Raw genomic sequence first — 24,820 nt, 5'->3', positions numbered from 1 at the left:
CCGGAAGTCAGGCGAACGGCGCGCTGTATTTGTCGAACGGGGCGAGGCTGTGGCGGGATGACCGACGGGGGCCGAGACATCTCCCGGCCCGCCGCGATGTCAGGTCAGCCGGTCACGTCGATGACCACGCGGCCCCGGATCCGGCCCGCGACGATGTCCTCTGCCAGCTGCGGCAGGTTTGACATCGGCTCGACCCGCGCGATGGTGTCGAGCTTGGCCTTGTCCAGATGCGCCGCCAGCAGCGCCCATGCCCTTGCGCGTCTGTCCTGCGGCGCCATCACGCTGTCGATGCCCAGCAGGGCGATGCCGCGCAGGATATGCGGCGCCACCGAGGCTGGCAGATCCATGCCCCCCGCCAGACCGCAGGCCGCAACGGCGCCGCCATAACTGGTCTGCGCCAGCACATTGGCCAGCGTGGTCGACCCCACGCTGTCGACCGCCCCGGCCCAGTGTTCCTTTTGCAGCGCGCCGCCCGGCTCTGCCAGATCGGCCCGCGCGACAAAGCCGCTGGCGCCCAGCCCGGCAAGGTAATCATGGGTTTCGGGCCGTCCGGTGGCGGCGGTGACGGTATAGCCCTTGGCCGCCAGCAGGCTGATCGCGGTGGATCCCACGCCGCCCGCCGCCCCGGTCACCAGCACCTCGCCGCCGCCGGGACGGATCGCGCCCCAGCGTTCCAGCGCATCGACGCAGAGCGCCGCCGTATAGCCCGCCGTGCCGATCGCCATCGCCTGCTGCGCGGTGAACTCCTCGGGCAGCCGGGTCAGCCATTGCGGTTTCAGCCGCTGATACCGGCTGTAGCCGCCCCATTCGGTTTCCGACAGGCCCCAGCCGTTCACCACCACCTTGTCGCCCGGCACCCAGTCGGGCGAGGCGCTTTCGACCACGGTCCCGGCAAGGTCGATGCCCGCCACCATGGGCCGCCGCCGCGCGATCCGGCCCTTGCCGGACAGGGCCAGCCCGTCCTTGTAGTTCAGCGTCGAATAGGCGATCTCGACCAGCACCTCGTGCTCGGGCAGATCGGCTTGGGTGATGTCGGCAAAGCCCGCCTTGGGCTTGCCCTCGACATCGGTGATCATCATGGCGCGAAAGCTGTCGCTCATTCCCTGTCTCCTCCCGGGATGGATGGTTCAGACCGCAGGCCCGGCGGCGCGGCGGTCAAGCGTGGCAGTCAGCAGGCCGCGCATCCCCTCAAGGTGGCGGGCCATCAGTTCGGCGGCGCGGGGGCCCTCCCCCGCCGCGACCGCGTCGGTGATCGCCTCATGCAGGTCGACCGAAAGACGCCGTTCATGGTCGCGGTAGATCAGCATGTTGGTCACCGGAATGAAGCTTTCGATCACCGCATACATCATCAGCTTCAGCGGCGGGTTGTGCGTGGCCTGCACCAGCGCGCGGTGAAACCGCAGGTCAGAGGCGCAGAATTCTTCGTCACGCAGGCTCGGGTCGCGCTGCAGCGCCAGCTCGGCACGCAGCGCGGCAAGATCCTCGACGGTGTGCGCGCGGGCGGCAAGGCGGCAGCATACGGCCTCGGTTTCCGCGCGTGCGGTCAGCATGTCCTCCATGCCGATGTCGCCAGTGCCCACCAGCAGCATGGCCGCGTCGGCAATCGCGGATCCCAGCCCCTGCGGATCGGGGCGCGATACGAAGGTGCCGCCCGCCGGGCCGCGCCGCGACCGGATCAGGTTCTGCGCCGCAAGGATTTTCAGCGCCTCGCGGATGGTGGCCCGCGACACGCCGAAATGCTGCGCAAGCCCGTCCTCGTTCGGCAGTCGGTCGTCGACCTTCAGCCGTCCTTCGACAATGGCCGCACGCAGCTGGTCCGCCACCTGCCGCGACAGCCCGTCGCGGACGATACCGCCGGTCTGAAGTTCACCGCGCAGCGCCATGCCGCCCCCTTGTATTGATGACGCAGAGGCTAGCATCGGCGGCAAAAGATTAAAAGGTCTGACAAATAGGTTAATCATGCCATTCTCATGCCGCGCCGCCGACCTCCGCAGAGCTTTCGGCGGCGCGGATCATGTCCAGAGCTTCCGAAACCGGGCCTAGGCGGCTTCGGTCACGGCATAGGCGGCTTTTTCCAGAAATGCCGGGGCCACCTCGATCCCCCAGCCCGGCGCGTCCGAAACCTCGACCTGACCGTCGCGGACCGCATAGGGACGCTCGACGAACAGGTGATCGGCCCATTGCTGGGTGTAAGGCCCCTCGATCGAGTATTCGAGATAGGGGCCCGCGTTGGGAATGGCGCGAAGGATGTGCATGGCGCACAGCGTGACAAGGCCGTGGTTGGCCGAATGCGGCGTGCAGGTCATCCCGGCCCCAGCCGCCATGCGGGCAACCTCGAGCGTGCGGCACATCCCGCCCAGATACAGCACGTCCGGCTGCACCACGTTCACGCAGCGCTTGCCGATGATGGACTGCCATGAGGACAGCTCGCAATCCTGTTCACCGCCGGTCACGTCGATCGACAGGGCTTCGGTGACCTGCCGCGTCCAGTCATGTTCCCAGTAGGGGCAGGGTTCCTCGAAATGGCTGATGCCGTGATCCTCAAGCATCCGCCCCACCTCGATCGCGCGGGTCGGCGAGAAGCCGGAATTGGCATCGACGAGCTTGGTCACACCGTCGCCCAGTGCCTTGCTGACATGGGGCACGATTTCTTCGGTGCGGCCCGGCCATTTGTCGATATCGCGGCCCGCTTCCTTGCCGACACGCCACTTGAAGGCATCGATCCCCAGCGTGTCCCGCAGGTGGCACAGACGCGCCGCCTCGTCCGCGGCGGTGATGTCGCGGCGCATGGACGAGCCATAGACCCGCAGCGGGCCGGGTGTGCCACCCAGAAGGGCGGTGACGGGCTTGCCCTCGGCCTTGCCGCGCAGATCCCACAGCGCGGTATCCAGCGCACCGGTCGCGCGGCGCAGATAGGTGCCCGGGAATTTCAGTTCCGCATCGCCAATGCGCTGCACCAGACCGGCGATATCGGTCGCATCCGCCCCGAGTGCATGGCGCGCGACCTGCCGGTGAAAGACCGTGCAGGAAATGTCGGCATTATAGGTCGAGACCTGCCCCCAGCCCTGTGCCCCGCACTCCGTGGTGACCCGCAGGAAGCCGATCAGCGGGGTGCAGAAAGTTTCGAGTTTCGCGATCTTCATTTGGTGTCCATTGCATATAGGTTCTGGCGGAGATGCCGTGCGACCGGCACGCCATCGGCAATCAGCCACTCGTCGGTTTCGAAGTAATGCTTGCCGCGCGCGTCCCAGCTTCGGGTCAGGCAGGACGAGGTTCGGTAGGTGGCCCCCACCGGCGCGGGGGCGAGATGCGACACCGAAAGACCGGTAAAGATGACCGGCATCGGCAGGGTAAGATTCCCGAGCGCATCGCCCATGGTCTTGCGGATCAGGCAGCCCGAATGCACCAGACCCCGTTCGGCATAGATCGGCTCGGTCTCGTGGAAATCGGCGAGGGATTCGTGCACCGTGGCGGCATCAAGCACCGAAGGCTCCGCACCAAGCTGGAGGCCGACGGGAACTTCGCCGGGCAGGATGGGGCGGCGGGGGGTGAGGCTTGGCAGGATCGGCAGCTGCGCAGGCGCCGCTTCGGGCGCGTCGGCAAGGCCGAAGCTGCCGTCCAGCACGATGTCTCCGGTGTCGGCGTTGGACACCTGCACCGGCGCGTCGACGCCATCCGCGCCCCGCACCAGCGCGCCGCGTTCGACGACAAGCGGATCGCCCGCATGCACCGGGCGGCGGAACCGGACCTGTGCGCGGCCCCGCGCCAGCCAGTCCTCGCCCCAGCCCATGACCGCAAGGCGCGTCGCGTGCCCGTAGACAAAGACCCCCGGCAGCAGCGCGGCCCGGAACCCCATGGCGCGGGCCGTGGCGTCTTCGTGGCTGGTGCCCCTGTAGCGGTGCTTCGGGTCGAGGATGGCGGTAAGCTCAAGCCGTTCGGGAAGCATGTCCATCACACCCCCGGCGCCGGCACATCGGCAAAGGCCTCGCTGGACAGCATCCGCCGCACCTCCTCCTCGGGCAGGCCCAGCACTTCGCGCAGGATATAGGCGTTGCCCTCGCCATAACCCGGGGCGGCGCTGCGGGCGCTGCCCTGCGCCGTTTCCGAATGCAGCGGCAGGTTCGGATGCGGATGCGTGCCTGCGTGTGGATGGGTCAGCGTCGTGAAATGATCCCTGTCGTGCAGATAGGCCGAGGCGGCCAGATCCGGCGCCGTCTCCACCGCAGCCGCGGCAAGGCCCAGAGCCTGCAGCCGCTCGGCCAGCGCGTGCCGGTCCTGCCCTGTGGTCCAGTCAGCGATCAGCCGGTCAAGCTCTGCCTCATGCGTCTTGCGCCCGGCCAGCGTGGCGAAGCGTGCATCCTGCGCCGCCCCGCCGATCCGCGCCGCGAGCAGCGCCCAATCCTCGTCCGAAAAACAGGCGATGACGATCCACGCATCCTCGGCCTCTGCCGGATAGGCGTTGTGCGGGGCGGCGTCGGGCAGATGGTTGCCGTCGGGGACCACATCGCGGCCCTCGATCAGCTCCGCACCGATGAACTGCATCGCGGCCTCGACCTGCGCCATCTCGATATGCTGGCCCTGCCCGGTGTGGTCGCGGTGATGCAGCGCCGTCAGGATCGCGGCTGCGCCGTTGAAGCCGCCGATGGGATCCATATAGCTGGGCCCGGTCACTGTCGGCTGCCCGCCGGGATAGGCGATCATCGCGGACATGCCCGCGGCCATCTCCATGGTGGGGCCAAGTGCGGCATAGCTGGCATCCGGACCGGTCAGCCCGTACGCGGGCATTTCCATGACGATGAGGCGCGGAAACTCTGCGTGCAGCTTGTCATAGCCCAGCCCCAGACGGTCCAGCATTCCGGGGCGGAAGTTGCAGATCAGCACGTCCGCCTGCCCGATCAGGCTGTAAACGGCGGCAAACCCGTCCTCCGTCTTCAGATCCACGACCAGCGAGCGCTTGTTGACGTTCTGCGAGTTGAAGGTGAAGCAGCGGTCCCAAGGCCGGTCGCCCGGATCAAGGTCGGGATAGGTCGGCGGCGACGGAGCGTCGCGGTTCGATCTCCATGTGTTGGTGCGGGTCGGGCTTTCGATATGGACACTTTCGGCCCCATACCAGGCAAGGATGCGCCCGGCCATCGGCCCGGCCCATGCGGTTGTCAGCTCGACCACGCGCAGCCCTTCAAGCACAAGCATGGCGGCGCTCCTCCTGCGGCAGTGCGGGTGTTTCGCTCAACCGGAATGGCGCGCCCGGCAGCACGTAATCCCGGCCCCCGATGGTGACCCGGCGCCAGTAGCCGCGCGCGGCGAGATGGCGGCTTTCGCGGATTTCAGAGATCCGGTAGGCGCGGGCCGCAATGATGTTCATCGCCTGAAGTTCGGCCACAAAGGCATCGGGGTCGCGGTCGGCAACCTTGGCCTGCACCAGATCGAAAAAGGCCCGCCAGTTCTGCTGGCGCTCCGCCACCTCGGCAAATCGCGTATCGGTCAGGCATTGCTCCAGCCCTGTCGCCTTGCACAAGGCGGCGAAGCGGTTGGAATAGACCCAGAGGCAGATCCACGCGCCCCGGCACTTGACCTCTCCTGCGGGAATGTCCTGATCGCCGCGGCGCCGGTCGGTGCCGTTGTAGATGGTCTGCAGCACATAGGGAAAACACATCGTCGCCGCGACTTCCGCCGCGTCGATGCGGATGCTGTCCCCGCCCGCCCCCTGCCGCCTTGCGCGCAGCGAGGCGAGGATCTGGACATAGGCCGCCTGCCCCGCCGCGAAGGAGGCGCGCTGCGCCACGCCGTAAAGCGGCTCGCGCCCGCGGATGCCGTTCGAGATCATCATGCCCGACTGCGCCTGAAGCACGATCTCTGGCGCGCGCCAGCCCGCCTTGGGCCCGGTATCGCCAAAGCCGGTGATGCGCACGGCGAGCGCTTTGGGGAACCGCGCCCGCGCGGCCTCCGCTGTCTCGTCGGGCGCGCAAAGCACCACATCCGGATCTGCGGGACAGCCGCGCCGCTTGTGCAGGTTGAGATGGATGTCGAGCGCGCTGCCCGGCTTTGCCCCGGCGGCGATGGTCGGGGAGGCGGAGCCCGCATCCCCCAGCCAGACCTCGGCGCCAAAATCGGCCAGCAGCTTGCCGCAGAACTGGCCCGCGACGGTGCCGGACCGGTCCAGCACGGTGATGTCGGTCAGCGCACTCATGCCGCGGTGCTCCGGTTCGCGATGGGGTGAGGCATGGCGAAATGACAGGCCGTCACGCGGCCCGGCTCGACCTCGCGCAGGGCCGGGCGTTCCTTCGCGCAGCGCTCCTGCGCCAGCGGGCAGCGGGTGCGGAAGGCGCAGCCCGACGGCACGTTTGTCGGGCTGGGCACGTCGCCTTCAAGGATGATGCGCCCGGTGCGCCGCGAGGGATCGGGATGGGGCGCGGCGGACAGCAGCGCTTCGGTATAGGGGTGATGCGGGGCAGAATAGATCTGCTCCTTCGTGCCCAGCTCGACGATCCGCCCCAGATACATCACCGCGACGCGGTCGGCGATGTGACGCACGACGGCAAGATCATGCGCGATGAACAGGTAAGAGAAGCCTTTGCTTTCCTGCAGATCCTGCATCAGGTTGATGATCTGCGCCTGAATGGAGACATCCAGCGCGGAGACCGGTTCATCCGCCACGATGAAGGCCGGATCGACCGAGATCGCCCGCGCGATGCCGATGCGCTGGCGCTGCCCGCCGGAAAACTGGCGCGGCTTGCGGTCCATGTAGGCGGGCGGCAGCCCCACCTGCCGCAGAAGCTCCGCCACTTTCTCCCGCCGCTCCTTGCGGGTGCCGGACAGTCCGAAGGCGTCCATCGGCTCTGCGATGATGTCGGCAATGGTCCGGCGCGGCGACAGCGAGCCGAACGGATCCTGAAAGACCATCTGCATCCGCTGGCGCATCCGGCGGATCTGCTCGGATCCCATGGCGTTCAGATCCTCGCCCTCGAAGTCGATCTTGCCGCTGTCGGGCTGGATGAGGTGCAGCAGCAGGCGGCCCAGCGTCGATTTCCCGCAGCCGGATTCCCCGACCACGGCCAGCGCCTCGCCCTTCATCACCTCGAAACTGACGCCGTCGACGGCGCGCACGGGCGGGCGTTTCGGACCAAGGCTCATGCTGGTATCGGCAAAGGTCTTGGTCAGGTTCTCGATCTTCACAAGCACGCTCATGCCACCGCCTCCATGGCCGTGGCCCAGCAGGCGGCGCGATGATTGGGGCCCTGCGTGACCATCGGCGGCATTTCGACCGCGCAGCGGTCCAGCCGTTTGGGGCAGCGCGCGCGGAACGGACAGCCTTGGGTGATCGTCCCTGCCGGGGGCACCGAGCCCGGGATCTGGTAAAGACGCTTTCGCGTGTCGGTCAGTGTAGGCACGGATTGCAGAAGTCCTTGCGTGTAGGGGTGACGGGGCCGGGAAAACAGCGTGTGGACATCTGCGTCCTCCACAACATGCCCCGCATACATGACGACGATCCGCTCGCAGACCTCCGCGACAACGCCAAGATCGTGGGTGATGAGCAGGATCGCCGAGTTCAGCCGGTCGCGGATGTCGAGCATCATCGCGAGCACCTGCGCCTGAATGGTCACGTCAAGCGCGGTGGTCGGCTCGTCCGCGATCAGCAGGCGCGGATTGCAGGCCATGGCGATGGCCGCCATGACACGCTGGCGCATCCCGCCCGAGAACTGCCCGGGATAGGCGTTCACCCGCGCCTCGGGATCGGGCATCCCGACAAGGCGCAGCAGGTCGATCACGCGCTTGCGCCGCTCTGCGGCCGGCATCCGTTCGTGCAGCAGGATCGCCTCCTCGATCTGCGCGCCGATCGTCATGACCGGGTTGAGCGAGGACATGGGTTCCTGAAACACCATGCCGATCTCCTTGCCGCGCACCTCGGGCATGTCGCGTTTCGGCAGCGCCAGCAGGTCGCGCCCGCCATAGAGGATCTCTCCGGACAGGCGGGCCGCCTCGGGCACGAGGCGCAGCACGGACAGCGCGGTCATCGACTTGCCCGAGCCGCTTTCGCCGACCAGTCCCACCGTTTCACCGGCGCCGACCGTAAAGCTGATGTTATGGGCGACCCGCAGCGGTTTGCTGGCCGGTCCGAAGTCGACGCAGAGGTTGCGGATGTCGAGAAGCGGTTCGGTCATTGGCTGGTCTCCGGGTCGAGAACGTCGCGGATCGAGTCGCCGATGATCGAGATCGACAGCACGACGATGGTGATCGCGAGCCCGCCTGCCACGATCGGCCATTGCGTCGTGAACATGGCGTTGAGCCCGTCGCGGATGATGTTGCCCCAGGACGGGTTCGGCGGCTGGGTGCCGATCCCGAGGAAGGACAGCGTCGCCTCGATACGGATCGAGCTTGCCGACCACAGCGCCATCAGCACGACGATGGGGGCCATGATGTTGGGCACGATGTGGCGGAAGATGATGACGGGGGTGCGGACACCTGCGGCGATGGCGGCCTCCACATAGGGTTCCTGCTTGATCGCGAGCGTCGAGGCGCGCGAGACGCGGGCAAAACCCGGGGTGAAGGCGGCGGTCAGGACGACGACGATGTTCCAGAAGCTGCCCCCCAGCGCTGCCGCCACGAGAATGGCCAGAAGCAGTTCGGGAAAGGCCATCAGCATGTCGACCACCCGCGAGATGACGCGGTCGATCCATCCGCCGAAATACCCCGCAGAGACCCCGAGAATGGTGCCGATGCAGGCCGCAAAGACCGGCGACAGCAGCCCGAAGATCAGCGAGTTGCGCGAGCCGTGGATCATCCGCGACAGCACGTCCCGCCCGAACTGGTCGGTGCCCAGCCAGTGTTCCCATGACGGCAGCTTGTTGATCTGCAGGATCGACTGCCGCAGCGGGTCATAGGGCGCGATGAGCGGCGCGAAGATGGCGACGATCACGAAGAGGATGACCACGGCCAGCGCGATACAGGTCGAAGGGCGTTCGAACAGGGCACGCCGGACGGTGTCGAAACGGCCGGGTTCGGCGGCCAGCACCTCGCGTTGGGCGAGATCCTCGGGAGAGGTTTCCTCCATACGAAGGTCGGTCATGATTTCATCCGGATACGGGGATCGACGAAGACATAGACAACGTCCATCACGAGGTTCACGAGGATCACGAAGAAGGCGAACATCATCACCCCGGCCTGAATGACCGGGTAGTCGCGTTCGCTGATCGCGTCGATGAGCAGCCGTCCGATGCCGGGGCGGTTGAACACCAGTTCGACAGCCACCGACCCCGACAGGGTCGCAAGGATCGAGATGCCGATGCCGGTGGACAGCGGAAGCATCGCGTTGCGCAGCCCGTGGCGGTAGATCACCCGGCCCTCCCGCGCGCCCTTGGCCCGGGCGGTGCGGACATAGTCACGGCCCAGCACCTCCAGCACCGACGTGCGGGTGAGCCGCCCCATGAAGGCCGATTTCAGCATCGCCAGCGTCATCGCGGGCAGCAGGATGTGGTGCAGGCCGTCCCAGAAACCGGTGCCCGCGCCATTGATGGGGAACCAGCCAAGCTGGAGCGAGAAGACGATCAGCAGGATCGCGGCAAGGTAGAAATCCGGGATCGAGTAGCCGATCAGCGAATAGATCCGCAGCGCGTTGTCGGGCGGGCGGTTGCGCCGGGTCGCGGCGAAGACGCCGAAGGGAATGCCCAGACACAGGCCCATCAGGACCGAGACGATCGTCAGATAGATCGTGTGCGGCAGGTTCCGCGCGATCAGGTCGGCCACGGGCACGTCGGAAATGAACGACCTGCCAAAATCCAGCCGGATCGCGTCCCACAGGAAGTAGATGTATTGCAGGGGCAGCGGCTCGTTCAGGCCCATGCGCTCGCGGAAGAGCGCAAGCTGGACCGGGTCCGCCATGGGACCCAGCGCGGCAAGCGCTGGATCCCCCGGAAGAATGCGCATGGCGATGAACACCAGCGTCAAGACCAGAAACAGCGTGGGTATCGCGTCTCCCAGACGGTAGAGGACATATTTCGCCATGCGCTGTGCCTCAGGCCGTCGTGATCGAAGCGCGGCAGAACCGCCAGTAGGCGTTGCCGCCCGTGACTTCGTAGCCCAAGTCGATGCGCGGATTGCGCGCGACGACAAAGGACAGGGTCGGCAGCCCGAACATCGGCAGATCCTCCTGGATCTTCAGTTCGACCTCACGCCCCTTCTCGATATAGCCCTCGAAGGAGGTTGCCTGCAGCATCTCCTGCAGCAGCGGATCGACCCCGTCCATCTCCACGCCGTAATGCGAGTAGTTCCCGCCGCCGGTGCCTTCGGCATTCATGTTGGCCGCGGAAGAGGCATAGACGTTGTAGACAAACAGCGGGACCGGCGGCAGCGACCACGAGTTGATGTTCAGCGTGTTCGCGTTCTGCCGGTTGGAGCCGTGATATGCCGAGTGATCCATGATGGTCAGCTCGATGTTCACGTCGATGGCCCGCAGCATCTCCTGAATGATGAGGTGCTGGGTGGAATAGTCCTCGCGCTTGGAGGTGTTCACCGGAATGGTGAGCCCGCCGCCAAACCCCGCCTCCTTGAGCAGCGCCTTGGCCTTTTCCGGGTCGTATTCGTAGCGCAGATCCTCGGGCAGGTCCTCTTCGCTGAAGCCGGTCGGGTAGTTCGGCGGATTGAGCGTGTAGACCATGCGCGACATCGGCTGCAGGGCGTCGACGATCATCTGCTTGTCGATGCCATGGGCAATCGCCTGACGCACCATCTTGTTCTGCAGCGGATCCTTCGACAGGTTGAAGAACAGCGTGTTGAACGAGCCGGGCACGCTCATGTCGAACTGCAGATCCGGCTTCTGCTGCTGCATCTGCTGGATCCAGCCGGGCTGACGCACCCCTTCGGCCATGTCGACCTCGCCCGAGATCAGCGCCAGCGTCCGCGCCGTCGTGTCGGCGATATAGAGGCACTCGACCTTGGCAATATTCGCAGGCTCGCCCCAGTAATCCTCGAACCGGCTGAGGAAGATGCCCTGCTCGCTGTCAAACCGTTCCAGCTCGTAGGGGCCGGTGCCCACGGCCTGCGTCGCGAAGGCCTCGCCAAGCTCTTGCTCGGCCTTCTTGGAGATGATCATCGTCCGCCGGGTGAAGACCGTCGAGCCGAGGAACAGCGGATCGGGGTTCTTCAGGGTGACCGTCACCTCGTATTTGCCAGAGGGCTCGGCGCTGACGATGTTCTCGTAATTCGAGCTGTCGACGCCTTCGTCGCGGGCCCGGATGAACGAACGCGCCACGTCCTCCGAAGTCATCTCGCCATAGCCGCCATGGAACTGCACGCCCTGACGCAGGGTGAACACCCATGTCCGCGCGTCGTCCGAGGTGGTCCAGCTTTCCGCCAGCCACGGTTCGAACTCGTCCGGGGTCTTGCCGAAATCGCCATCCGCGGGCTGCGCGAGGTATTCGAACACCTGCGCGGCGGCCCAGCTGTCGGCGCCTTGGGTGATCTGGTTGGGATCAAGCTTGCGCGGGCCGCCCGCGGAATTGGCAAAGCGCAGCGTGTCCGGTTCGGCGGCGCGAACTCGCGGCGCGTAGAGTCCTGTCGCGGTGGCCGCCATCGCGGTCCCGAGTAGGGTCCTTCTTGTAATCATCTGTCCTTCTCCTCCCTTGGTATGTCCCGCGCTCCCGGTGGTTACGGTTCGGGCGGGCCGTGCGTCCCGGGACCAGCGGGTCCGGGTGCCTTGCGTGGCGCCTCACATGCGGCGCCGATCAAGCTCCTCGTCATGCACCTGCAGGCCCAGCCCCGGACCCTGCGGCACCGTGAACTCCCCATTCTCGGGCCGCGGCGGATTGCCGAAAGCCACATGCATCCGGTCATCCGGATCGGCGAATTCGGCGGGTTTGGTGTTGTGCATCAGCGTCGACAGCACATGCAGGTTGGCCACATGCCCGATGCCCGGCTGGGTCTGGTGCGGCACCAGTTCGACCCCATGCGCAAAGCAGATCGCCGCGCATTGCATGAGACCGGTGATGCCCCCCATCTTGATGATGTCGGGCTGAACCATGCGCACCCCGGCATTGATCATGTCGACCAGCGCCTGTGTCGTGTAGGTCTGTTCCGCCGCCGACACCGTGATGTCGAGCCGCTGCGCAACCTCTCCCATGGCGCGCACGTCGTAATGCTGGACCGGTTCCTCGAACCAGAGGTATCCCAGATCCTCCAGCGCCCGACCGACCCGGATCGCGCCGCCGACCGAGTATTGATTGTTGGCATCGAAGGCGAGCGGGAAGGCGTCCCCCACCAGCCTGCGCACCGCACGGGCCTTTTCGATATCGCCTGCGATGTCATGGTCCTGCCGCGTGCGGTCGCCATCCCAGCGGATCTTGATCGCGGCGGGTGTCTCGGTCTTCCAGCGCGCCTCGACCGTGCGCAGCACCTCGTCGACGCTGCGCCCGGCATTGCCCCCGACAGAAGCGTAGAAGGGCAGCGATGTGCGCCATGCCCCGCCAAGCAGCTTGTGGACCGGCAGGCCAAGGATCTTGCCCTTGAGATCCCAGAGCGCGATGTCTAGCGCCGCAAGCGCCCCCGTCACAGCGCCTTCGGGCCCCAGCTTGATGTAGCGGTGCAGGAGCCTGTCCGAGATGACCGCCTGATCAAACGGATCGGCCCCGACAAGGCTGCCCGCAAAATCGCGCACGACCATCAAGCTGTGCTCTCCGCCCATCATCGGCGAGGCCTCGCCATAGCCGGTGAACCCGCCCTCGGTACGGACCCGCACGAAGGCCGTGCGCCGCCCGGGCGGATCCCCCGGACGCCAGGTCACCTGAAAAGCCTCGATGGACGTGATCCTGTCGCCGCCGGACTGCGTGTGCAGATCCGGCCGCTCATGCGCCGTCGCGGTCAGCATGAGTATTTCCCTCCCTAGTCACCGGCATGGCCAGCTTCCTCGGCATCACGAAACCAGACAATGCTTCCGGATGCAACGATTGATGCTGTTTTTCAGAAAGGAAGTGTGGAATGGACGTCCGGACTGGGTTGGCCTTTACGCCGATCCATGCCCTAAATTGCTGAATAACAGGTGTTTAATGCAAACTTCTGCCTGCCGGTCCGCCGATCTGGAGCGCCTTCAGCGCCGGAACTCCGTCCGCCCGCCGTCGCTGACGAACGTAACGCAGAAATGTGCATCCGGATGCAGAATCAGATTCTTCTGGTGCGCAAATGAATTTTCTCTATTACTATGGCGGCTCGCGGCGACCCGCCCGCCGCGCGCGACGGACCATGCAAAGACGGCCGGGAACAGGGTTTGATGGACCATTCGAAATCCACCAAGAAGCCGATGACGTCGCGGGAACTGGCGGCCCTCATCGGGGTCAGCCAGTCGGCGGTCTCGCGCGCCTTCACGCCCGGCAGCAGCATCGCGCGCGACCTGCGCGAACGGATCCTGATGCAGGCGCGGGAATATGGCTACCAGCCGAACGCCATCGCCTCGATGCTCACCAAAAGGCGCACGAATATCGTCGGCATCGTGGTGTCCGACATGCGCAATCCCTTTTACCCCGCGCTGATCGAGAAGCTCACGCAGGCCCTGCAGCGCGCCGGGCTACAGAGCCTGCTGTTCAACGTGACGCCGGGCGCCGAGATCGAAAAACAGCTGGTCGCGATCCATACCTACAATGTCGACGCGGTGGTGGTGATCGCCTCGACCATGCTGAATTCGCGCATGCTCACCCGCATCACCGAAGGCCGCAAGGCGGTGCTGCTGAACCGAATAGGCCACGAGGACATCGCGTCGGTCTGCTGCGACAATGCGCTTGGGGCGCGGCTGCTGGTGGATCATCTTTACGAGGCCGGGCACCGCAGGATCGGCCATGTTGCCGGGATGACCAGTTCGGGAATCGGGATGCTGCGCTACAGCGCCTTCACCTCGCGGCTCGCCGAGCTGGGAATGCGCCTGACCCGCACCGTATCGCACGAGGCGTTCAGCTACGAGGCGGGCTGGGACAGCGCGCTGGATCTGCTTGCGGACGAACCGGACGCCATCTTCTTCACCTCCGACATCCTTGCGCTTGGCGGCATCGACGCGCTGCGCACCGACCCGCGCGGCGCGGGCGTCGGCGTGGTGGGCTTCGACGACATCCCGATGGCAGCATGGCCGAACTATTCCCTGACGACCTACCGCCAGCCGGTTTCGGCGATCGCCGAGACGACCACACGCCTGCTGACTGAAGACGGGCCGACAACACCCAAGCTCTATTCGCTCCCGGGCGAGCTGGTCATCCGCGCCTCAAGCGCTCCGCGGATCACCGGCGCAGAGTAAGCCCCACAGGGATCCCGACACTCCGCAGGACGGCCCAGCGACGTCTGACCGGTGCTGCCGGAACGGGGTCGTGCCGCCCTGCCCCAAGGCCCGCAACATTCGGCCCTTCCGCCCAGTGGCGAGCCGTACTGTCACCCTAAGGGTTTTACTTCGGGGGGATGCAGGCGCTGACCATCAACCGAGTGACGGGTTGCGCTGGCCTGAGCACCTGACAAAGCCCTGTGATCGGCTTTGACCGCGTCACGCGAGAGAATCGTGCCGGATCTCCCATAGCGAGAACGGAGGGCTTGGTCAGCGCAGGCAGCGCCTCGCTGCGGTGAAATCTTCATGCAGTTTCTGAGTTTTGGCGCATAAACCTCTGGAATTTATCAACTTCCTTTCATCAGGCCGAGACGCGCTCAACGCGCCCTGCCGTCTCAACGGTTTAGGATGGATTTATCCGGGTTATCTGTTAAGGTAAGAAAAAATAAAACATACTTGAGGGCAGTGATGAGCGGGATTCGGGCATCTCAACGATTTGATGTCATGTCAAAGCGGCTTGGCAGCCGCTTGCGTGAACATGCGGAAGAAACCTTCCCGCCCGATGCCCAGAAAGGTCTGCGCCGCTTTGCCATGCGCGAGGCCGCCGAACTCCTTCGCATCAACCAGAACACCTTCCGCCATCACGTGTCAAACCTCGAAGGATTTCCCGAAGGGACGCTGGAGGGGGGCAACCGCCGCAGCTTTTCCGCGGAAGAGATGGTGGAGGCGCAGCGGGTTCTGCTGGAGACGGGGCGCATCAAGCCGGAGGAGCATCCGCACCGGCGGCCCGGCGAGACCTGTCAGGTTCTGACGGTTTTCAACCTCAAGGGCGGATCGGCAAAAACCTCCACCGTGGCGCATGTCGGCCAATTGATGGGGCTGCGCGGCTATCGGGTGCTGCTGGTTGATCTGGACAGTCAGGCCAGCCTGACCAACCTCTTCGGCGTCACCCCGGAACTTGACCCCGACATGCCCACCTCCTTCGACCTGATCCGGTCGGAAAGCCCCCTGCCCGCCTCGGAGATCATCCGCAAGACCAACTTCCCGTCGGTGGACCTGATCCCCGCCTCCATGGACATCATGGAATACGAATTCGAGGTGGCGCTCAGCTTCCGGAACGGCGCCGCAACCTTTCACAGCCGGATCCGCGAGGCGCTCGAGCCGGTGCTTGACCAGTATGATCTGGTCATCTTCGACACGCCGCCGCAGCTCAATTTCTCGGTGATTTCCGCCCTTTTCGCCTCGACGGGCGTGCTGATCCCGCTGAACGCCTCCATGCTTGACGTCATGTCGCTGGCGAGCTTTCTGGGCATGGCCAGCAACCTGATGGGCGTGGTTGAATCCCACGCTCCCGAACACGGGCTGAACTTCGTCCGCGTGCTCATCACCCGCTATGAAAACACCGACGGGCCGCAGGTGCAGATTTCCTCGCTGCTGCGCACCGTGCTTGGCGATGCGGTGCTGCCCGCCGAATTCCTGAAATCGACCGCCGTGGGCGATGCCGCGAACACCCAGCAGAGCATCTTCGAGGTGGAGCCGCGCGACGTGAACCGGCGGACCTATGAGCGGGCCATCGAATCCGTGTCCCGCGTCACCGACGAAGTCGAACGGGAAATCCTGAAGGCATGGGGGCGGACACATGGCTCGTAAGGTTTTTGGCGACTCGCTCAAGAATGCCATGGCGCAGACCGCGCAGCGCGAGGATGAGGCGTCCCTGCCCCGGACCAGCCCCACGGTCGCGCGGGCGCAGGCCTCGGTTCTGGAGGAGGACAAGCACGCGACACGGCTGCTTGACCCCGGCCTGATCCGCATGTCGGCCGTCATGGACCGGATCGATCCCTCCGATGGTCTGGACGAGCTGGTGGAGTCGATCCGCGAGCATGGCCAGAAGGTTCCGGTGCTGGTGCGCAGGCTGGCCGATGGCGGCTTCGAGATTGTTTATGGCCGCCGCCGTCTGCTCGCCTGCCGCGAGCTTGGTAAAAAGGTGCGCGCGACGGTCATGGAAATGACCGACGAAGAAGCCCTGATCGCGCAAGGTGTTGAAAACAATGCCAGACAAGACCCGTCCTTCATTGAACGGGCGCTGTTTGTCGCTGGAATCATCCGCGAGCTGGGCAGGACCGAGGCGGCCAGAAAGAACGCCCAGACCGTGGCCTATCGCGCGCTGCAGATTGACGAATCGCTGGTCTCCAGAATGAACCGGATTGCGACCGGCATCCCGAACGAGCTGATCCGCGCCATCGGACCCGCCCATGGCGTGGGCCGCAGGAACTGGGAAAAGCTGTTCAGGCTCTGCGAGAAAGACCCGGCAAAAGCTGCCCGGATCAAGGACAGGATCCCCCGCGATGCCCCTGCCCCGGCCCGGCTGGAGGCGGCGATTGCGCTTCTGACTCCCGCAAAGCCAACAAGGCCGGAGCCAAAGGTGGATGACCGCGTGCGGATGGTCCGGAAAGGCAACAAGATTACCCTCGACGTTCATCCCGATCTGATGCCGCGCATGGAAGACGCGATCAGAGACCTGATCGCGGAGCTTCTTGACCGCCGTCCAGACGGCATGGGCGAAGGGTAACACCCGCGCCTTGACCGCGGTCAAGGCGCCAAAAAAGAACAACGAGCAGAGAAAAGAAAGGAGGACCGGCCAGAAAAAGAAAGACCCCCCGAAAGCGGAGCTTCCGAAGGGCCTCAATTAGTCTCGACACCTGATTGATACCCGCAAAGCAAACCGATTTCAACACCGCTTGCGGTGAACGGGGAAGCTTTTTCTACCGAAATCATCATGAGACAGGCTTTTTCACCCCGAACCGCCGTGGCGGAACGATCCCCCCTGCCCTGCCGCAGCCCTTACGAGCTTCTCACCCCTGTGCGGGCGTTGCGGAAAGACCTTGGGCTGACGCCCAACGATCTCGCCGTGCTGTCTGCGCTGATCAGCTTTCTGCCCCGCGCAGACCAGGACAAGGCCAAGGCTGACGGGCGCCCCCTGACCATCGTCTTCCCGTCCAACGCCGCTTTGGCGGATCGGGCGAACGGTCTGGATGAACGGACGCTGCGTCGCTCTATCGCCCGGCTTACGGGCTGCGGACTGATCACGCGTCGGGACTCGGCCAATGGCAAGCGCTTTCCGCTCCGGTATAACGGCAGGATCCGGGATGCCTTTGGCTTCGACCTTCAGCCGCTGATCGACATCTACCCGTCGCTGACAGACCGCGCGCGGCAGGCGACCGAAGAACGTGAAAGACTGCGCTCCCTGAAAGCCGAAGCGCTTGCCCTGCGCGCTGCTGTCCTGCAGCATCCCGACATCGGTCAGGATGACCTGTCCACACTCGATGCGATCAGAACCCTGCTCCGCCGCGCGACATTGACCGTGGACACAGTCCTTGCGCTGATCCGCGATCTGCGCAGCTTCAACGTCGAAGCTCCCGTCGGCCATGGTGAAAGCGAAGCAGCAGATGTGCCCACGCTCCCCGCAGAGCAGACACCACAGGACGAACCCGATGAGTCCGGTTGTCTGTCCGGCACGGACGGACAATCTGTCCGGCACATAGAGTCGAATAAGATTGATAAAAAAATAGAAAGGCGCGGTGAGAGGCTGCAGCTCCGTTCAGCGCAGAATGCAAAAGGCCGAAACCCCGAGGAAATGGAATGGAATGAGTTTCACCATGTCTCAGGGTTTTTTCCAGAAGCTCCACGCAACGTGCAGGCTCTAAAGGCTCTCCTGTTTGACCTCGGTGGATTGCTGAGAATAGGCGAGGGGAAAGTCAGGTCGTGCCTTATGCGTTCCGGCCCGGGCAGGCTGTTGCTTGCCATAGATCAGATGATCCCCCGGGCAGGACAGATCAAGGATCCCGGCGCGTATCTTGAGAAAATACTGTCGGCTTGATCCTTGCCATCGGCTTTCTTGACCGCGGTCAAGTCGCGCGGCTGACCGGTCACGCAAGGCAGGCGTCAGGGGCCAGATCCGCGCGGTTAGCTATCGGCAGAACGCCAACTGCTTGGAAGGCTGAAAGCCTGTCGCAAGTCTGTGAAGGGATCAACCGTCATAGTGTCAGTAGTGCTGGGAACCATTCCAGATGCAGTTTCTGCCGCAAGCACCGATCGCCCAATTGCAGGACATCGGAAAGCAGGCTCCGATGCAATCCTAGGACGCCGTTCTTGACCGCGGTCAAGAAGACCCGCCGCAAGCTGAAGCAACACGACCCACCTGCCCCGGCCAGCAAGCAGAGCAGCAGTCTGGTTACTAGCCCCAACACGCAGCGCAAAGCTGTTATACAAAGCAGACGATTGGCTTTGCCTAGATGGATGCGTTGGACCGGATCGGCCACAGCAGAATCTGCACTACAATCAATGTCAGATCAGAAACCTCCAGCAAGGCCGAAGCTGTTTGCGCTAGACCGCGAAGGTGAAGACGGGCAGGACGCGCATCTACCCTATCCCCGGCGCCTTGATTGCATGGCAAGATAAGAACCAAAATTAGTCTCCGAAAGCACCCGTAGGATTGGATGCCGACACGTCCGCGCAGGCAGGATGATCAGAGGCTGCCCGAACCGCCTAACTTACTTGAAATCGGATGTTATAACATCCGAGAAGTGCGCGAGCGCCAATGAAAGCTCCGGCCTCACGGCCAAAACGCGATGAACCGGTCAGGCTGTGCCATGTCAGAACTCCCGCAGCAAATTTCGCCAGTACATGGCGTTGTCCAGATCACGCAGCATGGACAGCGGTAAAGCCTGCCCCCGCAACCGGGGCAGGGCGCAGCGATTGACCTTGGGCCGGCCAAGGAGCACGATGTGGCGCAACCGCCAGAGGTGGTCGCGGGACCACACTCTGTCCACCGGCGGCAGGAACACCTCTGGCCTTGGCAGGGATTTGCGCAGAGAAGCCTGTCTTGCGACCTGTCGCCGTCCATCCGTCCTGATCGATCTGTAATTCCGGAGCTTCCCATGACCGCCTACCGCCTTGCCCTCATTCCCGGTGACGGGATCGGTGTCGATGTTACCCATGCCGCCATGCAGGTGCTGCACGCCGCCGCCAAGGATCGTTTCACGCTGGAGACCACCAGCTTTCCGTGGTCCTGCGCCTATTACCTTGAGCATGGCGTGATGATGCCCGCAGACGGGATCGAGACGCTGCGCAACTTTGACGCGATCTTCCTTGGCGCTGTGGGCTGGCCTGAGACCGTGCCGGATTCCGTGTCGCTGCACGGGCTGCTGCTGCCGATCCGCAAGGCGTTCAACCAATATGCCAATATCCGCCCGCACCGGCTGCTGGCCGGGGTCGAGGGGCCGCTGAAGGCGACGGGCTTTGACATCCTGTGCATCCGCGAAAACACCGAAGGCGAATATTCCGGGGCAGGGGGCCGGGTGCATCAGGGACGCGGCAACGAGGTGGCGGTGGAAACCGCGATCTTCACACGCGAGGGCGTGGAGCGTATCCTGCGCTTCGGCTTCGAACAGGCGCGGGCGCGGCGCAGGCATCTGACCAGCGTGACCAAATCCAACGCCCAGAAATTCTCCATGGTGTTCTGGGACGAGGTGACACGCGAACTCGCTGCCGACTATCCCGACGTGACCGTCAGCCATATGCATATCGATGCCATGGCGGCCAAGATGGTGATGGCGCCGCAGGATCTGGATGTGATCGTGGCCTCCAACCTCTTTGGCGACATCCTCACCGATCTGGGGGCGGCCATTCAGGGGGGCCTCGGGTTTGCGGCCTCGGCCAATATCAACCCCGAACGGGACGCGCCCTCGATGTTCGAGCCGGTGCATGGCTCCGCCCCGGACATCGCCGGGCGCAACATCGCCAATCCCATCGCCGCCTTCTGGTCCGGAGCGCAGATGCTGGAGCATCTGGGCGAAGCCGAGGCCGCGCATGCCGTGCTGACCGCCATCGAGACCGCGACCGCCCGCGGCATCGGCATCCGGCCCGGGCTCAACACCACCGACGAGATCACCGGCGCCGTGATCGCCGCACTCGAGGCCTGAGAGGGGACACAGCAAGCCCTGTCGCCCCCGCATCCGCGCAAGCCTGTCTGACCGGGATCTCGGTTGCACGGCAGGGCTGACCGATGGGGCAGGGGTCGTCTGTGCCGATATGCGGACGATCCCGCCGCCTGCCTTGCGCGGCGGGATCATCCTCAGACAGCCGGAATTCACCGTCTATCTGACGTTGGCGCTCGCCGCTCTGGCCTAAGGCGCGGGCAGGGGCATCCTCCGCCACGCCGGGGGTGCGCAGCCGTCCTTCACCGGTGCCGCCCGCGTGGGGGCACTGCTGGCCGAACAAAGAGCGCCAGAGATTCGTCTATCAGCGTCACCAACCTCACCGAAACCGCGCATGTGCTGGACAGCCGGGGCATCTGGAACAGTCGGGGTTGCGATATGGCGCGGGTTGGTAAGCGAAGCGTTACCGCGTCGGTTCTGAGGTGAAAACTCCGGAAACTATTGAAAAGACGTAGTTTTTATGGAAGCGAAACGCCCAGTCAGGCACCGGTTTGGCCGGATGACCCCGTCTGAAACCCAAAAGAGACAATCTGTATTAAATCGAAAGGGAATAAGCCTTGCTGTCGGTACGTCTTTGGATGCGTGATGACTGTCGCACGTCTTGGTGTCGAACGCTATCGCGCCTGAGGATGTGAGCGGGAGGCAGCAATTTCAGGAATGGGCAAGCGAAGGGACGAGATGAATGGCTGATTTTACGGCTAACAAATATATCTATTTGAGCGTTGTGACCCTCTCCGACGGTACACTGAGCTGGAATTCGGCATCGGATCATTCCGCTACATATACGGTAACGGATGTCGGTGCTGATGGCGTGCTGACTGCGGGGCAGGATTATTGGATCACTTCTGTATTTATGTATAACGGATATACCGTCAATGTTAACGGCAAAGACTATGGCATCTTCGAATACAGTAATAACGGCTATATCCCCTACGACGATTCCACTGACGATCTGTCCTCTTTGGTCGGCACTGCTGGCTCGACCTCGACCTATCAGCCTGCGCTGAGCACCGCCGCCAACTGCTTTCTGACCGGCACGCGGATTGCGACACCCTCGGGCGAGGTGGCGGTGGAGACGCTGCGGACCGGCGACATGGTGCTGACCGCCGATGGCCGCGCCGTTCCGGTGCGCTGGCTCGCGAAACAGACCATCGCCAATATTCCCTATGCCCTGTCGCCCAAGCTGGAACCGGTGCGGATTGCCGCAGGCGCGCTTGGCGCTGACCTGCCCGAAACCGATCTGGTTGTCTCTGCCGATCACGGGATGATCCTTGACGGTCTGGTGGTGAATGCCGGCGCAATGGTCAATGGCAGCAGCATCCGGTTTGTGCCGCTGTCCGAAATGCCCGCAAGCTTCATCTGGTGGCATATCGAGACCGAAGCGCATGACGTGATCCTTGCCAATGGCGCGCCAAGCGAAAGCTTCATCGACTATACCGGGCGGAAGGCCTTCGACAATTATGCCGAATACCTTGATCTTTATGGCGCTGACCATCTGATCGCCGAAATGCCCGCCCCGCGCGTGTCAGCGCAGCGGCAGCTGCCCGCCAGCCTGCGCGCCCGTCTTGGCATAGCGGTCCCCGAGCCGGACATGACCGAGATCGCGCATCTGATCCAGGCCGCCTGACAGCGGAATGCCCATGCCTGACACAGCGCCCGACGCCGCCGTTCAGGACGCCTTCGATCGGGCAGGGCGCCTGCGCCGCCGCGGCACGCGCGCTGCGGCGGCACAGGCGATTGCAAAGCTTCTGACCATGGCGCCCCGGCATCCGGGGGCGCTGTGCCTGCGGGTTGATCTGGAACTGGCATGGCGCGATTACGCATCGGCGCTGCGGTCGGTGGAAGAGGGACTGCAGCTCTGCCCCGGGGAGGAGGGGCTGCTGGTACGCAAGGGCGAGGTGCTGCGCCGCACCGGGGCGCCCGCCGCCGCCGTCAGCTTCCTGCGCGACATGGTGCGGCGCTGTCCGCTTTCGGCGCCGCTGCGGGCCGCGCTGGCCGAAGCGCTGCGCGAGACGGGTGATGCCGACGGCGCGGAGACGCTGCTGCGGACCATGCCCGGCGGCGAGGCGGGGGAGCATCTGGCCCTGATCGGCCGGGCCGAGGCGCTGCTGCAGGCGGGTGCCGCGCAGGAGGCGCGCGCGCTGATGGAGCAGGCCGCCGCGCGCTGGCCCGAGGATCCGCGGGTGCTGCGGCTGCTTGCCAAGGTGCTGGGCCGGATGGAGGCCACGGCAGAGGCGATCGCCGTCTTGCGCAGGCTGCATGAGGCGCGCCCGGGCGACCGGCGGGTGCTGATGGATCTGGCGGGCAAGCTGCGGGCTTCGGGCGACAGCGCGGGCGCCGAGACCCTGCTGGACAGCCTGCCGGACTGGGTGCCCGAACAGCATCGGGCGCTGTCCGAGCGGGTGACTGCCGCGCTGGCGGTTGGCGAGGTGCCGGCGGCTCTGACCCTGTCGGCGCGTCTGGTCGCGGGCTGGCCGCAGGATGTGGCGGCGCTGCGGCTCCGCGCGACGGCTCTGGGCCGCGCCCGCCGGACAGAGGATGCGGTGCAGCCTCTGCGGCAGGCCATGCAGCTTGCGCCACAAGATAGCGCGGTCCGCCTTGATCTGGCGCGCGCGCTTGCCGCGCAGGGGCATCACACCGAGGCGGAGGATCTGCTGCGGAGCCTTGCCCCCGACGATCCCCTGCGGCCCCGGGCGCTGGAGGGTCTGGCGGATCTGGCTCTGGACCGGCTGCAGGCAGCACCCCGGCGCCACGCGCTGGCGCAGGAGCTTCTGGCGGCGCTGCGGGGCGGGCAGGCGGCGGAAGCAGCGGATGCCGCCCTGCTGATGGCGATCTGCAGGCTGACCTTCGGCGCCGACCCCGGCGCGACCTTTGCCCGGGCCTTCGCGCAGCTTGTCCCGCTGCACCGGCATCTTCGGGCGTCGCAGCAGCTGGCGCTGCTCGATCTGGCCGAACGGCTTGGGCGGAGCGAGGCGGCACAGGCGGTCGAGGCGACGCTGCTCTCCAGCGGACGGCTGGACCGCCGCAGCGCGGTGCGGCTGGTGCAGCGCGCGCTGGCGTCGGGTGCGGACAATCCCGCTGGCCTCGCCGACAGGCTCTGCGCCCGCATCCCGCAGGAGCAGCGGCGGCTGTTCCGCGCGCAGTCGGCCAGCCTGCTGCAGGGATCCGCCGCGGCAATCGCCGTGCTGCGGCAGCCCCGTTCCGCGCCGCGCAGCCCGATGGAGGCAGCCTCGCTGGCCAGCAACCTTGCGCAGGAGGGGCTGTTCGCCCTTGCCCTGCGCTATCTGGCCGCCTGCCGTCGCCGCTGGCCGCAGGATGCAGACCTGCTGATCCGTCAGGTGCGCACGCTGTCCGGCTGCGGACGCGGCCCCGAGGCGCTGGATGTGCTGGCGCGCGCCGCCGCGGACCAGCCCGATCTGGCCGCTCCGCTGGAGCCGGTGCGGGGCGAGATCCTGTTCCAGATGGGCGCGCTGGACGCGGCGGATGCGCTGTTCGAAGCACTGACCGGGGCAAACCCGCTGGGGCATCTGCGCAGCCGCCTGCAGCTTGCCCTGATCCGCAACGACCGGGCGCAGATCGACCGGCTGGCCGCGCTGATGGCGGACCGGCCGGGCAGCGGGGCGCGGGAGGTGATGCAGTTCAGCCTGACGATCCTCGGGACCAAGCGCAACGAGACCCTGCTGGAAGAGATCGCGGCGGGGCAGGGCGCGCAGATCCTGCCGGACAGGGCGGAGCGGCTTCGGGACCGGGCCGCCGGGACGCTGTTCTTTTCCGCCGCGGCGGTTCTGGACAACTGGTGCCAGCGCCCCGAACCGGCGCCCCCGGCAGAGCCTGCGGGGGCCGCGATTCCGCGCGCCATCTTCCAGTATTGGGACCGTCCTCCCTTGCCCGACGCGCTTGGCAGGCTCACCGAGACATGGAAATCGGCGCCCGGCTTCACGCATGTGCTGTTCGACCGCACCGACGCGCTGCGGTTCCTGCAGCAGCATCTTGGGGCGCCTTGGGTGCGGGCGTTCCACATGGCCAACCACCCGGCGGAGGAATCGGACCTCATCCGTCTGTGCTGGCTGCTGGTCAGGGGCGGTGTCTATGCGGATACGGATGACCGCCGCCTTGCGCCACTCGACCGGCTGCTGCTGCCGGTGCGGCGCCTGCTGCTTGTGCGCGAGCCGATGGGGTCGCTTGCCAACAATTTCATCGCGGCGGCACCGGGCCATCCGGCCCTAGGCCGCGCGGCGCTGATGGCCCGCGACGCGCTGCTGCGGCGCGAGAATGACAACACATGGTCAAAGACCGGGCCGGGCCTGCTGACCCGCGCGGTGGCACAGCATCTGACGGCAGCAGACAGCGGCGGCGCGGATCTGACGATCCTGCCGCAGCACGCCATCGCCCCCTTCGTGCAGGTCCATGTCCCGCAGCCCTACAAGCAGACCAGCGCCTATTGGGCCAATGTCGCCTGATCCAAGACAGCAATGCCACCGGCTTTGCAACCCACCGAGAAGCTTGCCTTCCAGCGCACCGATGCAGGCTCTGTCGC

19 protein-coding genes are annotated in these 24,820 nt (G+C 65.4%); 7 read left to right on the top strand and 12 right to left on the bottom strand.

Features of this window, described 5'->3' with window-relative positions:
- Window positions 1–104 precede the first annotated feature (104 nt).
- From VK682_RS09370 to VK682_RS09315, 12 genes are all read right to left on the bottom strand, one after another.
- Window positions 105–1,100 (bottom strand): MDR family oxidoreductase, encoded by a 996-nt coding sequence (locus VK682_RS09370; protein ID WP_324781723.1) that lies wholly within the window; start codon window positions 1,098–1,100, stop codon window positions 105–107.
- Between the two features lie 27 nt (window positions 1,101–1,127).
- Window positions 1,128–1,883, bottom strand: coding sequence for a FadR/GntR family transcriptional regulator (locus VK682_RS09365; protein ID WP_230795712.1), 756 nt, complete (start codon window positions 1,881–1,883; stop codon window positions 1,128–1,130).
- Between the two features lie 156 nt (window positions 1,884–2,039).
- The gene (locus VK682_RS09360) at window positions 2,040–3,143 is read right to left on the bottom strand and encodes a mandelate racemase/muconate lactonizing enzyme family protein (protein ID WP_230795710.1); all 1,104 of its coding nucleotides are present in this window, start codon (window positions 3,141–3,143) and stop codon (window positions 2,040–2,042) included.
- Complete coding sequence (locus VK682_RS09355; protein WP_230795708.1) at window positions 3,140–3,952, bottom strand: MaoC family dehydratase; 813 nt, start codon at window positions 3,950–3,952, stop codon at window positions 3,140–3,142. Before VK682_RS09355 ends, VK682_RS09360 begins: the two co-directional genes overlap by 4 nt.
- Window positions 3,952–5,190 (bottom strand): CaiB/BaiF CoA transferase family protein, encoded by a 1,239-nt coding sequence (locus VK682_RS09350; protein WP_230795706.1) that lies wholly within the window; start codon window positions 5,188–5,190, stop codon window positions 3,952–3,954. Before VK682_RS09350 ends, VK682_RS09355 begins: the two co-directional genes overlap by 1 nt.
- A complete protein-coding gene (locus VK682_RS09345; RefSeq protein WP_230795704.1) occupies window positions 5,177–6,187 on the bottom strand; it encodes a CoA transferase in 1,011 nt (336 codons plus the stop codon). Before VK682_RS09345 ends, VK682_RS09350 begins: the two co-directional genes overlap by 14 nt.
- Window positions 6,184–7,185 carry an ABC transporter ATP-binding protein gene (locus VK682_RS09340; protein WP_230795702.1) on the bottom strand — a complete coding sequence of 334 codons (1,002 nt, stop codon included), beginning with the start codon at window positions 7,183–7,185 and terminating at the stop codon, window positions 6,184–6,186. Before VK682_RS09340 ends, VK682_RS09345 begins: the two co-directional genes overlap by 4 nt.
- The gene (locus VK682_RS09335; RefSeq protein ID WP_324781722.1) at window positions 7,182–8,159 is read right to left on the bottom strand and encodes an ABC transporter ATP-binding protein; all 978 of its coding nucleotides are present in this window, start codon (window positions 8,157–8,159) and stop codon (window positions 7,182–7,184) included. Before VK682_RS09335 ends, VK682_RS09340 begins: the two co-directional genes overlap by 4 nt.
- The gene (locus VK682_RS09330) at window positions 8,156–9,064 is read right to left on the bottom strand and encodes an ABC transporter permease (protein WP_230795697.1); all 909 of its coding nucleotides are present in this window, start codon (window positions 9,062–9,064) and stop codon (window positions 8,156–8,158) included. The genes VK682_RS09335 and VK682_RS09330 overlap by 4 nt, the downstream gene beginning before the upstream one ends.
- A complete protein-coding gene (locus VK682_RS09325) occupies window positions 9,061–9,999 on the bottom strand; it encodes an ABC transporter permease (protein ID WP_089845459.1) in 939 nt (312 codons plus the stop codon). The genes VK682_RS09330 and VK682_RS09325 overlap by 4 nt, the downstream gene beginning before the upstream one ends.
- Window positions 10,000–10,009: 10 nt before the next feature.
- On the bottom strand, window positions 10,010–11,599 hold the full coding sequence (locus VK682_RS09320) for an ABC transporter substrate-binding protein (RefSeq protein WP_324781721.1): 1,590 nt from the start codon (window positions 11,597–11,599) through the stop codon (window positions 10,010–10,012).
- 102 nt (window positions 11,600–11,701) lie between these two features.
- Window positions 11,702–12,856 carry a mandelate racemase/muconate lactonizing enzyme family protein gene (locus VK682_RS09315; protein WP_324781720.1) on the bottom strand — a complete coding sequence of 385 codons (1,155 nt, stop codon included), beginning with the start codon at window positions 12,854–12,856 and terminating at the stop codon, window positions 11,702–11,704.
- 399 nt (window positions 12,857–13,255) lie between these two features.
- Between VK682_RS09315 and VK682_RS09310 the strand changes: the two genes are divergently transcribed.
- The 7 genes from VK682_RS09310 to VK682_RS09280 all read left to right on the top strand — a co-directional run bounded on the left by VK682_RS09310 (window position 13,256) and on the right by VK682_RS09280 (window position 24,743).
- On the top strand, window positions 13,256–14,266 hold the full coding sequence (locus tag VK682_RS09310) for a LacI family DNA-binding transcriptional regulator (protein WP_165616764.1): 1,011 nt from the start codon (window positions 13,256–13,258) through the stop codon (window positions 14,264–14,266).
- 525 nt (window positions 14,267–14,791) lie between these two features.
- Window positions 14,792–15,937, top strand: a complete 1,146-nt coding sequence (repA, locus tag VK682_RS09305) for a plasmid partitioning protein RepA (RefSeq protein ID WP_165616763.1) — start codon at window positions 14,792–14,794, stop codon at window positions 15,935–15,937.
- Entirely contained in the window at window positions 15,927–16,856 is a 930-nt protein-coding gene (gene repB, locus VK682_RS09300) for a plasmid partitioning protein RepB (protein ID WP_324781719.1), read from the top strand. The genes repA and repB overlap by 11 nt, the downstream gene beginning before the upstream one ends.
- Before the next feature lie 207 nt (window positions 16,857–17,063).
- Window positions 17,064–18,164 (top strand): helix-turn-helix domain-containing protein, encoded by a 1,101-nt coding sequence (locus VK682_RS09295; protein WP_230795689.1) that lies wholly within the window; start codon window positions 17,064–17,066, stop codon window positions 18,162–18,164.
- A gap of 1,060 nt (window positions 18,165–19,224) precedes the next feature.
- Entirely contained in the window at window positions 19,225–20,268 is a 1,044-nt protein-coding gene (locus VK682_RS09290; RefSeq protein WP_230795688.1) for a tartrate dehydrogenase, read from the top strand.
- 697 nt (window positions 20,269–20,965) lie between these two features.
- The gene (locus tag VK682_RS09285) at window positions 20,966–21,910 is read left to right on the top strand and encodes a Hint domain-containing protein (RefSeq protein WP_324781718.1); all 945 of its coding nucleotides are present in this window, start codon (window positions 20,966–20,968) and stop codon (window positions 21,908–21,910) included.
- Between the two features lie 13 nt (window positions 21,911–21,923).
- Entirely contained in the window at window positions 21,924–24,743 is a 2,820-nt protein-coding gene (locus VK682_RS09280; protein WP_230795687.1) for a tetratricopeptide repeat protein, read from the top strand.
- The last annotated feature ends 77 nt before the right edge of the window (window positions 24,744–24,820 follow it).

Source organism: Salipiger marinus (assembly GCF_035481585.1).
GTDB classification, from domain to species: domain Bacteria; phylum Pseudomonadota; class Alphaproteobacteria; order Rhodobacterales; family Rhodobacteraceae; genus Salipiger; species Salipiger marinus.
This window is presented reverse-complemented; position numbering and strand designations above follow the sequence as displayed.

Excerpts from the sequence above, each read along its gene's own strand:
- VK682_RS09370 (WP_324781723.1), bottom strand. The coding sequence starts at position 1,100 with ATGAGCGACAGCTTTCGCGCCATGATGATCACCGATGTCGAGGGCAAG.
- VK682_RS09365 (WP_230795712.1), bottom strand. The coding sequence starts at position 1,883 with ATGGCGCTGCGCGGTGAACTTCAGACCGGCGGTATCGTCCGCGACGGG.
- VK682_RS09360 (WP_230795710.1), bottom strand. The coding sequence starts at position 3,143 with ATGAAGATCGCGAAACTCGAAACTTTCTGCACCCCGCTGATCGGCTTC.
- VK682_RS09355 (WP_230795708.1), bottom strand. The coding sequence starts at position 3,952 with ATGGACATGCTTCCCGAACGGCTTGAGCTTACCGCCATCCTCGACCCG.
- VK682_RS09350 (WP_230795706.1), bottom strand. The coding sequence starts at position 5,190 with ATGCTTGTGCTTGAAGGGCTGCGCGTGGTCGAGCTGACAACCGCATGG.
- VK682_RS09345 (WP_230795704.1), bottom strand. The coding sequence starts at position 6,187 with ATGAGTGCGCTGACCGACATCACCGTGCTGGACCGGTCCGGCACCGTC.
- VK682_RS09340 (WP_230795702.1), bottom strand. The coding sequence starts at position 7,185 with ATGAGCGTGCTTGTGAAGATCGAGAACCTGACCAAGACCTTTGCCGAT.
- VK682_RS09335 (WP_324781722.1), bottom strand. The coding sequence starts at position 8,159 with ATGACCGAACCGCTTCTCGACATCCGCAACCTCTGCGTCGACTTCGGA.
- VK682_RS09330 (WP_230795697.1), bottom strand. The coding sequence starts at position 9,064 with ATGACCGACCTTCGTATGGAGGAAACCTCTCCCGAGGATCTCGCCCAA.
- VK682_RS09325 (WP_089845459.1), bottom strand. The coding sequence starts at position 9,999 with ATGGCGAAATATGTCCTCTACCGTCTGGGAGACGCGATACCCACGCTG.
- VK682_RS09320 (WP_324781721.1), bottom strand. The coding sequence starts at position 11,599 with ATGATTACAAGAAGGACCCTACTCGGGACCGCGATGGCGGCCACCGCG.
- VK682_RS09315 (WP_324781720.1), bottom strand. The coding sequence starts at position 12,856 with ATGCTGACCGCGACGGCGCATGAGCGGCCGGATCTGCACACGCAGTCC.
- VK682_RS09310 (WP_165616764.1), top strand. The coding sequence starts at position 13,256 with ATGGACCATTCGAAATCCACCAAGAAGCCGATGACGTCGCGGGAACTG.
- repA (WP_165616763.1), top strand. The coding sequence starts at position 14,792 with ATGTCAAAGCGGCTTGGCAGCCGCTTGCGTGAACATGCGGAAGAAACC.
- repB (WP_324781719.1), top strand. The coding sequence starts at position 15,927 with ATGGCTCGTAAGGTTTTTGGCGACTCGCTCAAGAATGCCATGGCGCAG.
- VK682_RS09295 (WP_230795689.1), top strand. The coding sequence starts at position 17,064 with ATGAGACAGGCTTTTTCACCCCGAACCGCCGTGGCGGAACGATCCCCC.
- VK682_RS09290 (WP_230795688.1), top strand. The coding sequence starts at position 19,225 with ATGACCGCCTACCGCCTTGCCCTCATTCCCGGTGACGGGATCGGTGTC.
- VK682_RS09285 (WP_324781718.1), top strand. The coding sequence starts at position 20,966 with ATGGCTGATTTTACGGCTAACAAATATATCTATTTGAGCGTTGTGACC.
- VK682_RS09280 (WP_230795687.1), top strand. The coding sequence starts at position 21,924 with ATGCCTGACACAGCGCCCGACGCCGCCGTTCAGGACGCCTTCGATCGG.